The organism is Acinetobacter sp. NBRC 100985 (genome assembly GCF_000241225.1).
In the GTDB taxonomy this organism is placed as follows: domain Bacteria; phylum Pseudomonadota; class Gammaproteobacteria; order Pseudomonadales; family Moraxellaceae; genus Acinetobacter; species Acinetobacter venetianus.
Map to the genome: position 1 here is coordinate 60,330 of NZ_BAEB01000014.1, position 13,712 is coordinate 74,041.

The 13,712-nt window shown below is 40.2% G+C and carries 13 protein-coding genes; 7 read left to right on the top strand and 6 right to left on the bottom strand.

Annotated elements, in window-relative coordinates; all coding sequences use genetic code 11:
* Positions 1 to 237 precede the first annotated feature (237 nt).
* The 4 genes from pilB to coaE are packed head-to-tail and all read left to right on the top strand — an operon-like array spanning position 238 to position 4,693.
* Positions 238 to 1,959, top strand: coding sequence for a type IV-A pilus assembly ATPase PilB (gene pilB, locus ACT4_RS04335; protein WP_007480114.1), 1,722 nt, complete (start codon positions 238 to 240; stop codon positions 1,957 to 1,959).
* 24 nt (positions 1,960 to 1,983) lie between these two features.
* Positions 1,984 to 3,213, top strand: a complete 1,230-nt coding sequence (locus ACT4_RS04340) for a type II secretion system F family protein (RefSeq protein WP_004876482.1) — start codon at positions 1,984 to 1,986, stop codon at positions 3,211 to 3,213.
* A gap of 12 nt (positions 3,214 to 3,225) precedes the next feature.
* Positions 3,226 to 4,086, top strand: a complete 861-nt coding sequence (locus ACT4_RS17625; RefSeq protein ID WP_007480117.1) for an A24 family peptidase — start codon at positions 3,226 to 3,228, stop codon at positions 4,084 to 4,086.
* 1 nt (position 4,087) lies between these two features.
* On the top strand, positions 4,088 to 4,693 hold the full coding sequence (gene coaE / locus ACT4_RS04350) for a dephospho-CoA kinase (protein WP_007480119.1): 606 nt from the start codon (positions 4,088 to 4,090) through the stop codon (positions 4,691 to 4,693).
* On the opposite strand, the gene ACT4_RS04355 is transcribed toward coaE, so the two are convergent.
* The 3 genes from ACT4_RS04355 to ACT4_RS04365 all read right to left on the bottom strand — a co-directional run bounded on the left by ACT4_RS04355 (position 4,690) and on the right by ACT4_RS04365 (position 6,877).
* The gene (locus ACT4_RS04355; RefSeq protein ID WP_007480121.1) at positions 4,690 to 5,601 is read right to left on the bottom strand and encodes a DMT family transporter; all 912 of its coding nucleotides are present in this window, start codon (positions 5,599 to 5,601) and stop codon (positions 4,690 to 4,692) included. The two genes, coaE and ACT4_RS04355, sit on opposite strands and share 4 nt — an antisense overlap.
* Positions 5,602 to 5,632: 31 nt before the next feature.
* Positions 5,633 to 6,382: a 23S rRNA (guanosine(2251)-2'-O)-methyltransferase RlmB gene (gene rlmB / locus ACT4_RS04360; RefSeq protein WP_004876476.1), complete on the bottom strand. Its 750-nt coding sequence runs from the start codon at positions 6,380 to 6,382 to the stop codon at positions 5,633 to 5,635.
* A gap of 168 nt (positions 6,383 to 6,550) precedes the next feature.
* Positions 6,551 to 6,877: a pyrimidine/purine nucleoside phosphorylase gene (locus ACT4_RS04365; RefSeq protein WP_004876475.1), complete on the bottom strand. Its 327-nt coding sequence runs from the start codon at positions 6,875 to 6,877 to the stop codon at positions 6,551 to 6,553.
* 587 nt (positions 6,878 to 7,464) lie between these two features.
* Between ACT4_RS04365 and recN the strand changes: the two genes are divergently transcribed.
* The 3 genes from recN to ruvX all read left to right on the top strand — a co-directional run bounded on the left by recN (position 7,465) and on the right by ruvX (position 10,231).
* Complete coding sequence (recN, locus tag ACT4_RS04370; protein ID WP_007480124.1) at positions 7,465 to 9,126, top strand: DNA repair protein RecN; 1,662 nt, start codon at positions 7,465 to 7,467, stop codon at positions 9,124 to 9,126.
* A 114-nt stretch (positions 9,127 to 9,240) separates the two neighbouring features.
* Positions 9,241 to 9,795 (top strand): YqgE/AlgH family protein, encoded by a 555-nt coding sequence (locus ACT4_RS04375; RefSeq protein WP_004876469.1) that lies wholly within the window; start codon positions 9,241 to 9,243, stop codon positions 9,793 to 9,795.
* A complete protein-coding gene (gene ruvX, locus ACT4_RS04380; protein ID WP_004876467.1) occupies positions 9,788 to 10,231 on the top strand; it encodes a Holliday junction resolvase RuvX in 444 nt (147 codons plus the stop codon). The genes ACT4_RS04375 and ruvX overlap by 8 nt, the downstream gene beginning before the upstream one ends.
* 96 nt (positions 10,232 to 10,327) lie before the next feature.
* On the opposite strand, the gene ACT4_RS04385 is transcribed toward ruvX, so the two are convergent.
* The 3 genes from ACT4_RS04385 to ACT4_RS04395 all read right to left on the bottom strand — a co-directional run bounded on the left by ACT4_RS04385 (position 10,328) and on the right by ACT4_RS04395 (position 13,684).
* On the bottom strand, positions 10,328 to 11,329 hold the full coding sequence (locus tag ACT4_RS04385; RefSeq protein ID WP_007480127.1) for an HlyD family secretion protein: 1,002 nt from the start codon (positions 11,327 to 11,329) through the stop codon (positions 10,328 to 10,330).
* A 62-nt stretch (positions 11,330 to 11,391) separates the two neighbouring features.
* Entirely contained in the window at positions 11,392 to 11,598 is a 207-nt protein-coding gene (locus ACT4_RS04390) for a DUF1656 domain-containing protein (protein ID WP_004876464.1), read from the bottom strand.
* Positions 11,591 to 13,684 (bottom strand): FUSC family protein, encoded by a 2,094-nt coding sequence (locus ACT4_RS04395; protein ID WP_007480128.1) that lies wholly within the window; start codon positions 13,682 to 13,684, stop codon positions 11,591 to 11,593. The genes ACT4_RS04390 and ACT4_RS04395 overlap by 8 nt, the downstream gene beginning before the upstream one ends.
* Positions 13,685 to 13,712 lie beyond the last annotated feature (28 nt).

The following is a 13,712-nucleotide window of genomic DNA, read 5'->3' on the forward strand; positions in this document are numbered from 1 at the left end:
AATGACAAAAGAAATAGGATAGCTATATAAAAAAAGATTAAATTTTCTAAGCGTAACTTTTTTATTTTTTTCTGATTGCTTTTATTATAAAAATTAATTCCCAAAAGACTCGATTAGTTCAAGGTTTTCAGCGTGAACCAAGTCAAAAACAACACTTTCACTAGTAGTATTTTTGCGTAACAAAAGTATAATTTTGTTATATAGCTATTATAACCATATTGTCATAAAGGCGGACAGATGTCAGGATTACATACGTCTCCAAAATTTTCGGGGTTTATTCGACGTTTAGTCGATGATGGTCATTTGACAGCAGCAAATATGCAAACTGCAATTGATGCTGCAAAAAAGGCTAAACAAGATATTGTTGCTCATCTGATTGAGCACCAACGAATATCACCTCTAATAATTGCGGAAAGCATTTCACTCGAGTTTGGTGAACCACTATTTGATTTAGCTGTTTACGATACAGCTATTCTTCCTCGCGAAATTACAGATCAAAAATTAATCCAGAGACATCGAATTGTACCTTTGGTACAGCGTGGTCAAATCTTATATGTAGCAACCAGTAATCCCACCAATATTGATGCCTTAGATGCAATTCGCTTCAATACTAAGCTTAACATTGAACCGATTATTGTTGAACACAACAAATTAGAAAAACTGATTGAACAACAGTTTGGTGATACTGGTAGCTTTGATTTTGGTGATGGTGAAGAGTTTGACTTAGAAGGTATTGATGTTGAGAGTGGTACATCTCAAGATGAAGATGAAGATGACGTCGCCCAAAGTGATGAATCACCAATTGTTAAATACATCAATAAATTATTAATTGATGCAATTCGCATGGGTGCATCTGATTTACACTTTGAACCTTATGAAAAAATGTATCGTGTTCGTTATCGTGTTGATGGAGTCCTTAGGCAAATTGCGAACCCACCATTACAAATGGCGAATCGATTAGCTTCACGTTTGAAAGTAATGTCACAAATGGATATTTCTGAGAAACGAATGCCACAAGATGGCCGGATTAAACTCAAACTATCCAAAACTAAGGCGATTGACTTCCGTGTCAACTCTCTTCCAACCTTATTCGGTGAAAAACTCGTTCTGCGTATCCTTGACCCATCGAGCGCGATGCTAGGTATTGAAGCACTGGGCTATGAAGATGAACAGAAAGCGTTATTCTTAGAAGCATTAGAAAAACCGCAAGGGATGCTCCTCATTACTGGTCCTACAGGGTCTGGTAAAACAGTCTCATTATATACAGGCCTCAATATTCTCAATACCGAAGATACCAATATTTCTACCGCGGAAGATCCCGTAGAGATTAACTTAGAAGGTATTAATCAGGTTAACGTCAACCCAAAAACAGGTTTAACCTTTTCTGCTGCACTAAAAGCATTCTTACGTCAAGACCCTGATGTCATTATGGTGGGTGAGATTCGTGACCTTGAGACTGCTGAAATTGCTATTAAAGCAGCGCAAACTGGTCATATGGTAATGTCTACTTTACATACAAACAGTGCGCCAGAAACATTGACTCGTTTACGTAATATGGGAGTTCCATCTTTCAATATTGCGACATCAGTCAATCTAGTTATTGCACAGCGACTAGCGCGCCGCCTATGCCGACAATGTAAAATACCTGTCGATATCCCTAAACAGAGCCTTTTAGAATTAGGGTTTACCGAACACGACCTTGCTGATCCAGAATTAAAACTATTTCAACCAGTAGGTTGTTCAGAGTGTAGAGAAGGCTATAAGGGTCGTGTTGGTATTTATGAGGTTATGAAAGTGACGCCTGAAATTTCTAAAATTATTATGGAAGATGGCAACGCTCTAGAAATTGCAGCAGCTTCGGAAAAAGCAGGCTTTAACAACTTACGTCGTTCTGGGTTAAAAAAAGTGATGCAAGGAATTACTTCCTTACAGGAAGTAAATCGAGTAACTAGTGAATAAAATTAATAACAAGGATTAATGGTCATGGCAGCTAAAAAAGCGCAAATGATGCCTACTTTTGCTTATGAAGGGGTTGATCGCAAAGGGGTAAAGATCAAAGGGGAATTACCTGCTCGCAATATGGCTTTAGCTAAAGTCACTTTACGTAAGCAAGGCGTTACCATCAAGAATATTCGAGAGAAACGCAAGAATATTCTTGATGGATTCATGAAAAAGAAAGTTACGACACTAGACATTACAATTTTCACTCGTCAGTTAGCGACTATGATGAAAGCAGGTGTCCCTCTAGTCCAAGGTTTTGAAATTGTTGCAGAAGGCTTAGAAAACCCAGCAATGCGAGAAGTTGTACTTGGTATTAAAAATGAAGTTGAAGGTGGCAATACCTTTGCTGGAGCGCTGAAAAAATACCCACAATATTTCGATAATTTGTTTTGTTCTTTAGTTGAATCTGGTGAGCAATCTGGCGCGTTAGAAACGATGTTAGATCGTGTAGCTGTTTATAAAGAAAAAAGTGAATTATTAAAGCAAAAAATCAAAAAAGCAATGAAATACCCTGCGACTGTAATTGTAGTTGCAGTCATCGTAACCATTATCTTAATGGTCAAAGTTGTACCCGTTTTCCAAGACTTATTTAGTTCTTTCGGTGCCGATCTCCCAGCTTTTACAAAAATGGTTGTTAATATGTCGAACTGGATGCAAGAATATTGGTTTATTCTCATAATAGTAATCGGCATAATAATTGCTGCTTTCTTAGAAGCAAAAAAACGTAGCAAAAAATTTCGAGATTTTTTAGATAAAATGGCCCTTAAAGCACCTATTTTTGGTGATCTAGTCTATAAAGCAATCATCGCACGATATAGCCGGACACTCGCAACTACTTTCGCAGCAGGTGTACCACTAATTGATGCGCTTGAATCCACAGCTGGTGCAACGAATAATGTAATCTTTGAAGAAGCTGTAATGAAAATACGTGAAGATGTTGCGACTGGTCAGCAACTGCAATTCGCAATGCGTGTATCAAATCGTTTTCCATCTATGGCTATTCAAATGGTCGCAATTGGAGAAGAATCTGGTGCTTTAGATAGCATGCTCGATAAAGTCGCAACTCATTATGAAAATGAAGTCGATAATGCAGTTGATGGTTTGACTTCCATGATGGAACCATTAATTATGGCAATTTTAGGTATTCTTGTAGGTGGTTTAGTCGTTGCTATGTATTTACCAATTTTCCAAATGGGTTCAGTTGTCGGTTAATAAGGTTATTAGATGCAACAGCTTATTTCTTATCTAGTACAAGACCCAACTGCGCTCTATATTGCAGTTGGGCTTCTTAGTTTATGTATCGGCAGTTTTCTCAACGTCGTTATTTTTCGAACACCAAAAATGATGGAACAGGAATGGCATCAAGAATGTCAAATGCTTTTACATCCTGAGCAACCTATCATTGATGAAGACAAACTAACACTGAGTAAACCCGCGTCAACTTGCCCAAAATGTAACTCAGGTATTCACTGGTACCAAAATATTCCAGTCATCAGTTGGCTTATATTGCGTGGCAAATGCGGTACTTGCCAGAATCCGATTAGTATTCGATACCCTTTTATTGAATTACTGACAATGGTCTGCTCATTAATCGTTGCAGTTGTATTTGGTGCAACGATTCAAATGCTATTAGGTCTATTATTGACATGGGTATTGATCACCTTAACGTTTATAGATTTTGACACTCAATTGCTACCCGACAGATTTACTCTGCCACTTGCAGCTTTGGGTTTAGGGATTAATACTTTTGCAATTTACACATCTCCAAGTTCTGCAATCTGGGGCTATTTAATTGGCTTCTTGTGCTTATGGATTGTTTACTACCTGTTTAAACTTATCACAGGTAAAGAGGGAATGGGGTACGGTGACTTTAAGTTACTTGCAGCCCTAGGGGCTTGGATGGGACCAATGATGTTACCGCTCATCATCCTACTTTCCTCAGCAGTTGGTGCCATTATCGGTATTATTTTAATGAAAATGCGCGGTGAAAATCAGCCTTTTGCATTTGGCCCCTATATTGCGATTGCAGGTTGGATAGCCTTTTTATGGGGTGATCAAATTATTAAGGTATATTTAGGTGGATAATATGGGTTTTATTTTGGGCGTCACCGGTGGCATTGGTAGTGGTAAATCAGCTGCAACCCAATGGTTTGAGTCCCAAGGTATTACCGTGGTTGATGCTGATATCGTTGCTCGCGAAGTGGTTGAACCGGGGCAGTCTGCGTTAGATGCGATTCAAGAAGCTTTTGGAGATTGGGTAATTTCTAATAATCGCTCGCTAAATCGACGTGCTTTACGTGAACACATCTTTCAATTTCCAGAAGCACGTCACACCTTAGAGCAAATCACCCACCCTGCTATTCGCCAATCAATTGTTAAACAACTTCAACAAGCACAAAGCCCTTATGTCATTTTAGTTTCTCCGCTACTCTTTGAAACGAACCAGCACGAACTCGTTCAGCACACTTTACTTATTGATGCAGATGAACAAACTCAACTAGATCGTGCAAGTCAGAGGGATGGTCAAAGTGAAGAGCAAATTCGTAAAATTATTGCAGCACAAATGTCTCGCTCAGAGAAACAAAAACGAGCGAATGACATTATTCTCAATGATGGTCTACTAGAGCATCTACATGCTCAACTAAAGCCCTTACATTTAGAATATTTACAGAAAGCTGAACGCTCTTTTTAATCCTGCTTTTGCTGAGCCAATTGAGTAGCCAAGGTGTCTTTTCTAAACCATCGCCAAGGCTGCAATGCTCCTATTGCCATACCTACTAGTCCACAAGCAATTGCTGCATTTAATGGTTCATTGAGTAGTGGCACAGCAATCAATGCAGCAATAAAAGGAGCTAGCGTCACGATACTACCTGTTTTAAATGCACCTAAGCGCTCAATAGCAGCCACATAAGTAAGTGTCGCAACAATCACAACCAACACCCCGTGAAAAAGCCCTTGAATTAATAAATGTACTGGTGCTGCATCATGAAAATGTTTAGGAATAAACAAAAGATAGATCGGTAAGTAAATGATAGCAGACCAGATCACAACACCAACTGTCGAATGCCAAGCCGACAATTTCCATTGTTTTAGTAAAACTGTAAAAATGCCCCACCACACTGCACTGATGAAGAGCAGTAGATCCCCCCATCCTAATGCTGAAGCTTGATCATGTAACATTAGATAGCTCATTAGTACTAATGCGCTGATCATAATTACAAGACTTAGCCAAGTATGCTTATCAAAGGGTTGTTTAAATAAAAAGTAAGCTGCGACGGCGGTACATAATGGGATACAGCCATTTAGGAAAATTGCAGCATGTGCAGCGGGCGCATGTAGAAAAGCGGTATAGACCGTGAAGCAGTATGCTAAGCCACCAATACAAGCCAATATAATCGGCTTTGGATCCCATAGAAAAGCAAAGTCTTTTTTATAAATGAGAACGGGAAGTAAAATAATCGAGGCAATCGCAAAACGCATTGCAACCAGATCCCAAACACTCACATGCCAATGCGCATTCAACCGAGAAAAAATTGTAAACCCGCCCCAAATACACATTGTAATCAGAACAAATAAATAGCCTTGTGAGCGAGCAGTCATTTTAAATTAGGTGAAACGAAGATTAAGTGAATTATACACTATTGCGTTGACGACAAGCTTCATAAAGTGCCATACCAGTTGCCACACTGACATTCAAGCTTTGCAGATCACCCATCATTGGAATATAAACCGTCTGATCACATTGTGACTGTGTAATTGGTCTTAATCCCGTATCTTCAGCCCCCATAACAATCACGATTGAGCCATTAAAATCGCACTGTTGAATCGGTAAAGCCTTTTCGTCCAACATTGTGCCAATGACACGAGTATGAGTTGTATCTTTTAAATGCGCTAGCGTACGGGCAAGATTGGTGACCTGAATGAATTTAACTTTCTCAGCACCACCAGCTGCAACTTTACGCGCAGTTGGCGTTAAACTTGCTGATCGATCACGAGGCACAATGACTGCTTGAACACCCATGGCCGCAGCTGTACGGATACATGCACCTAAATTATGTGGATCTGTGACTTGATCCAATGCCAATAACAATGGATTAGTATGTTGTTGCATTAACTGATCTAAGTCTTTTTCATTTAAAGTTGGATGCGGTCTTACTGCAGCTACCACCCCCTGATGAAAAGGTAAACCAGCGAGTTTTTCTAAACTATCGCGACTCGCCTTTTGAACACTAATTCCAAATGGCTCTGCGAGTTGTAATATTTTTTGTAAACGTTGATCGTCACGACCTTTTAAAGTGAATAAAGTTAAAACACGTTCAGGCTCTAATTCCAACAATGACTCAACCGAATGAACGCCATAATAATATTCAGGTTTTGCCATGAACGACCTCTAACAATTTCATCTCAACAAAAAATAAAAGTCCTGCAAAGTGACTTTACAGGCGAGGAGCGATTATAGCTCCGCAAAAGTATTTAATAAAAAAATCCTGCAAAATGACTTTACAGGATTTCTATCGACTCTAGTGTACTAGATTTAGCAGGAAATAGGTTAACCTTCTAAATGGCAAACATAATCGAGCACTTCATCAGCTTCGATTAGGAAAGTACTATTGCCTGGAACATAGAATGATTGTCCAGCACGAAATAGTTCACTCTCAGTACTATCTGCAATCTTTACACGACATTCGCCAGAAATAATTTCCATACGCTCTGGGACATGTGTTTCAAACGTTAAAGGTTGCTCAGTAGGTAAAATCACACCTAAAGTCTTTTTTGTACCATCTTCAAATTGTACTGTATGGCTGATGCATGCCCCACCAAAATACACATTCGATTTCTTGATGACCGTTACATGATCAAACTGTACTGAACTCATGCGTACTCTCCAAATAATGCCGCATTTATATTAAGTTATGCTGGACGTAGTTTAATTGTGCCGTGACAACTAATCAATCCATTTTCTGGGCTAAACATAGCAATTTTCATACCTGAGCGAAGATAAGCAAAGTGAAACTTTGCCTGAGCGCAAGATGAGTAGCTATGCTACGAGTGGCGAAAATTAACAAAGTGAAACTTTGTCCGAGCGCAAGACGAGTAGCTATGCTACAAGTGACGAGAATTAACAAAGCAAAGCTTTGTCTGGGCGCAAGACGAACAGCTGTGCTGTGAGTTAAGAGGAAAAATAAAGTGAATATTGTCCCAGCACTAGACCTTGTGCCATATATGGCTCATTTACTGTGGGCAAATTGGAAAAGTAAAAACTTAATCCTTCGTAACAACTAAAACTTAGAAAAAAGTTGCTCCGCTACAAATCAATCAAGAAAATCATCCAGAACTTTAAATTATGCTGATCACTACTCAGCTATCTATCAAGTAAATAAGGAAAATCCAACATTCAACTCTTGTAGCCCATTTAAAACTTCTCTATCTTTAAGCAAAAGATTCTGTGCATTGGATGCGTTTATGCTCACCCATTTAACTTTAATTAATTTTGCACTTGCTGACCATCTCGCTTTGGATATTGAACAAGGGTTTAATGTTCTCACGGGTGAAACAGGCGCAGGAAAATCATTATTGTTAGATGCTCTTTCCGCATGCTTAGGCGAACGAACGGATACCAACTACGTTCGTTATGGCGCAGATAAAGCCGATGTGACGGCGGTATTTAGTTATCAACCTCAAAGTGCTGAAGCTCACTGGCTCACAGAGCATGAACTGGATGATGATTCAGGTGAAATTCACCTAAGACGGGTTATTTTCGCAACGGGTCGTAGCAAGGCATGGATTAATGGTCGACCAAGTAGTCTGGCTGAACTTAAAGAAATTGGACGTTTACTCGTTCAACTCTATAGTCAACATAGTCAACAGCAGCTGTTAGAACCGCCTTATCCAAAGCATTGGCTGGATCGTTATCACAACTTCGCTGATCCTGCTCATGCCGTTCGTGAAGCTTATAGCACATGGCAAAATAATATTCGCCAACATCAAGCCGCTTTAAATGCACAAGCAACTCGTATTCAAAAAATACAAAGCTTAGAATCACAAATCGAAGAATTAGAAGATGTTGTGCAAACTGATTATCGTGAAATTGAACAAGAGTTTGATCGCCTCAGTCATCATGAACATATCATGCAAGACTGCGGTTATGGCTTAAATGTTTTAGATGAAGCTGAACAGAATATCACGCAAGAAGTTGCCTCAATCATCCGTCGACTGGAATCTCATGCAGGTCGTAGCGAACAACTGAGTAATATTTATAATTCCTTATTAAATGCACAAAGTGAAATAGAGGATGCGACCGCAAGCTTGCGTCAGTTTATTGATCGTCAAAGCTTTGATCCTGAACGGATGGAGCAGTTAAATGCTACGCTTGAAGTCTTCCATCGTTTGGCACGTAAACATCGTACACAGCCTGAACTGCTTAAACAAGAATATGAAGTTTGGCAGCAAGAACTAGAGCAACTGCATCAACTCGAAGATCCAGAAACCTTAGCGGAACAAGTTGAAGTCTCACATCAAGACTTTATGCAAAAAGCTCAACATTTAGATGAAATCCGTCGTGCTGCGGCCATTCCACTTGCCAAACAATTGACTGAGCAAGTGAAACCATTGGCCTTACCTGAAGCACATTTTGAGTTTAAATTTGAGCCATTAGAACCAGCAAATGCTGAGGGTCTTAGTTTCATTCAACTGCTATTTACAGCTAACAAAGGCATTCCGCCACAGCCACTTGCACGGGTTGCCTCTGGCGGTGAATTATCGCGTATTGCCTTAGTGATGCAAGTAATGAATGCTGAAAAAACAGATGCAGAAGTATTAGTCTTTGATGAAATCGACGTGGGTATTAGTGGTGGCACAGCTGAAGTCGTCGGACGTTTACTGGCTGATCTTGCTCAACATGTACAATTACTTTGTATTACGCACCAAGCTCAAGTTGCAGCACAGTCTGATCAACATCTCTTGGTGAAAAAGCAACAAACAGATCCAGCCAGCAGCACCATTATCGAGTTAGGTGAAGAACAACGGATCTTAGAATTGGCGCGTATGTCAGGTGGTGTTGAAATTAACGATACAACCTTGCAACACGCGAAACAATTACGCCAACTCAAGTTCCAATCAAGCTAAGCTTTGCGACAAAATATCAGAAAATGATTGGCGAAATCCGATTAACTCTTGTATGTTGATAAAAAGAACCTATATAGATAGATCAGCACAACACTTTGATGGAGAACCGCCTAGGTGACGAAACAATATTTAACTCACCGTTGTCTCATCGCTCCACCAGACATGGCAGATGACTTTTTTGCAAATACTGTGATTTATGTTGCTCGCCATGATGAAGAAGGTGCTCAAGGCATTATTATCAACCGCCCTTCTGAACTGCAAATCAAAGAGTTGCTCAATGATTTAGAGATCGATGCAGATAACGTACAGCCTCATGCTGTTTTACAAGGCGGCCCTTTACGCCCTGAAGCGGGTTTTGTCTTACATACAGGTCAACCGACTTGGCATTCCTCTATTGCAGTCGGTGAAAATGTCTGTATCACCACTAGTAAAGATATTTTAGATGCAATTGCACATAATGAAGGTGTTGGACGCTATCAAATTGCGTTAGGCTATGCGAGCTGGAGTAAAAACCAGCTTGAAGAAGAGATTGCGCGTGGCGATTGGTTGATCTGTGATTCTGATATGGATTTGATCTTCAACTTACCTTATGGCGATCGTTGGGACGCTGCCTATAAAAAAATCGGGGTAGATCGTACTTGGTTTGCTTCAGAGATTGGGCATGCCTGATATGCAATCATCTCAATCCATTATGGCCTTTGATTTCGGCACACAAAAAATGGGGATTGCGATTGGCCAAGCAAGCATTGAAAGTGCCAATCCACTTCCATTATTTGTAATGAAAGATGGCATTCCTGACTGGAATCAATTGCTCAAGCTAGTCAAAGAATGGCAACCTAATGTGTTTTTGGTGGGTCTACCCTTAAATATGGATGACAGTGAGTCAGAACTTTCTGCGCGTGCTCGAAAATTTGCACGTCGTTTACGTCATCAAACCAATATTGAAACGTGGATGGTAGATGAACGTCTAACCACGCGTGAAGCACGAGAAGAGCTTGAGTATTATCAAAATAAAGGACAAGCAAGACGCTTATCCGCAGATAGTTTTGCTGCTGCCCTGCTGATTCAAAGTTGGTATCGTGATCCCGCGGGGATTACACCTTAAAAGCATTAATTTACGCTTTATCATTTAGCGGCACTCGATGCCGCTATTTATAGACTCATTTCTGAACAAATGAGTCTATCTTAAAAAATGCATTGATTATTTTTCAATAATTCTAACTGTCGCAGTACGACCCGAAACAAAAGCCAATGGATTCTTCGGCTGCTCATCTAACACAATCTTTACAGGTACACGTTGTGCCAAACGTACCCAACTAAATGTCGGATTTACGTTGGCCAATAAATTGGAACTACCTGAACGCTCTCGGTCTTCAATCCCTGTCGCAACACCTTGCACATGTCCGCGGATTTTTTGACGATCACCCATCAGTTGAATCGTTGCAGCATCACCAACATGAATACGATCGAGTTTAGTTTCTTCAAAATATCCCACAACATAGAGCTGATGGCGATCGAGCAAAGCAGCAACAGCTTGTCCAACTTTCACATAATTACCAACACGTAAATCAAAATTCGATAACGTACCATCAGCAGGTGCAACCACTTCAGAACGATGTAAATTCAACTGCGCCAAATGTAAATTACTATTGGCAACCTCAATCAATGCTTGCTGCTGTTGAATCGCCGCATTCGCCTGTTCAATACTTGCCGTTAATTGCTCACGCTCAGCCAGTGCTTGATCACGTGTTGCAAACACCTGATCTTGCTCTTGTTTAGAAATTGCTCCGTCCATTAAGCTAGCGTAACGAGCCGCATTCTTTTCAGCCAATTTCATATTGGCTTCAGTTTTAACCAAACTGGCTTTAGCTCCTGCTAGATTTGCATGTGCTTGTGCCAAACCAGCCTTTGCTTTTGCTAAGTCTGACTTTGCTTGCTCAACATCCAAAGCTTGGCGTGCAACATCTATTTTAAAAAGAACCTGACCTTTTTTTACCGTCTGGTTATCTTGAACAAGCACCTCTGTGACTAAGCCATTCATATCTGAAGCGACTTGAATCACATCACCACGGACACGACCATCACGTGTCCAAGGCGCGGCATTGTAGTAATTCCATAAATGCACGATGGTATAAACTGCGATTAGAACCGCAACAAGCAATACGATTGGACGTATGATCTTTCGCACATCAAATGCATTCATGTTCATCACCTTTACCACTTATTTTTAAATCATTAATTTCAGGAACAGTGTCTAAACAGACCTTAAACCCACAACCAAACAAACAACCAATGCACCAACAACATGAGACCCAAGTAAAAACATAAGTTAAAAATACTTGGTAATGCGATCCAACCTTTTTGAATTAGGCGATCTGTTGCTGGTGTCAGAAGTTTAAACAGCACATAAGCAATCACAGCCTGTACCAATAGGATCGGGAAATAGATCCCATAAACGTTAATTTCACCCATGAGACACACCTAAACTAGACGTTTCTGCGTGCATATCTTCAGCAGAAACATGCCCAATACTTTTACAAATATTATTTAAAGAAATTAGTAATCTTTGACGGAGCTCATCATCTTCGATCTGCTGAGCGACCTGCTGTAATTGATTCACTTGTTGTACGATTTGCACAGGAAAATGCCAACTTGATATTTGCTTTTCTTGTGAGTGGAAATACGCAGCAAGCTGGTTTTGTAAAACGGTCACTTCATGCTGCAACTCCACAAGTTGCGGTAACTTTTGACTAATCTCTTGTAAACGAACTAAGTCAACGATTGAACTACTTTCGATCAATGCATTTTGAATTGCAGCCTTAATTTCAGGATTCTGTACCATCTTAGTATTCAGCACACCAACCCGATCTAACATACTGCGTAGATGAATTTTAAAGTCACTACCATAAGGCATGTGCAGCGCTTGTCGCATCGCTTGATAATGCAGAGCCAAAATACGTGTTGCGCTGGCATCTGGAGAAACCGCACGAACCAAGTCAATTACAATTAACGAAACCAACACACCCAAGATCATCGCGAATGAACTATCTAGATAGGACACCGCATCCATCGTGTATTTATTGTGGAGATTCAACCCCATCATGGTGTTAATCCCAAGCACCATCCCAACAGGCATTAACATCTGATTTGCCATCATACTGACTGCAACAAGAAACACTGGAAATAAAACCAACGCCAACTGCCAAAAGTGGGTAATATGTGGAAATACTCCAAAAGCGTATAAAAACACCAGACCAGCAGAAACAATACTGCCCCAAATAAAAATACGCAGTACAGGCACAGGATTATCCAGTGCGGTCAAAATACAAGCCGTGATCGCGCCCATTTGCGCCATCATAAAACCGGCCTTCCAGCCAGATAAAATCCATGCCCCAGTCACAATAAAAGTAATCAATACCGCACTAATCCCACCGCGAATTGCAATACCATGATCACGATGCAAACTTGGATATTTAGTGGTAATTGCAGTGATTTCAGCAGGAATTTCTTTTTTCCCTTGTTGAATCTGTTGCCATAACAATTTCACAGCTAAGGTATTGCTAATAAAATGACGCACATCCATTTTTAACGCACCCAACACAATTTGTTGCTCAGGTGTTGCTAAATGCATAAGTTCAGAAAAATCATGTTCAAAATCTACTGGCAGTGTCAGTAAGTCATTTGGTGTTAATGTTCTATCCTGCTTGAGGAAGGCCAAGGTATGTTGTCGAATCAGATTGAGATGCGGCATTAAATTCATCAACTGCATTTGTTCAAGCTGTTTGACTCGTTGAGACAAAGCCACCAGATTTGCAACCACTAATGAAACCTGATGCAGCATTTCCTGCAACGGCTTAGTCATGCCTTTAAGCTCACCTTTTTCATAATTCAAATGCACTGCTAGTGCATGAATATCTGATGCATCTCGAGTAATCACAGACAAAATTTGCGTGTAATTTTCTGAAGACGCTTGCGCAGTGATCAACTTTTCAAAAGTACTTTCTAAATCATTCAGTGTTTTATTAAGACGCTGTTTAATCATCGTGCCAATATGCACAGGGAAAAGTGTTGCAGAAACAACCGCTGTAGAAATGACACCAACTGAAATTTCGAGTACGCGTGCAAGCGCAATATCAAAAATGTTATAGGTATCAATATAAGTAATCGCGTTATAGACAATCATTGCCGTTGAATAACCCGCCAGCATGAACACATAACTGCGAGGGGTACGGTCTAATAGGGACACGTATAAGGCAAATCCTACCCATAAAGATAAAATGATCGTGAATAACCACGGCGTATTAATAAAATGAGGTGTCAATAATAAAGCAATGATCGCGCCCGCAACTGTGCCTACTAAGCGATAAACACATTTTGAAGACACCATACCTGAGTATGGACTTGCAATAATCATGACCGTTCCAATCGACCACATTGGATTAATCAAATCAAGTTCAAATGAAATAAACAGCGCCAGCATACCTGCCACAAAAATTTTGCACGCAAAAATGATGTCGAGCTGGCTCGGTCTAAAAGCCAACAACTGCTTAAGGATCATGAACTATTCTCAATGCTGAATTAGCCTC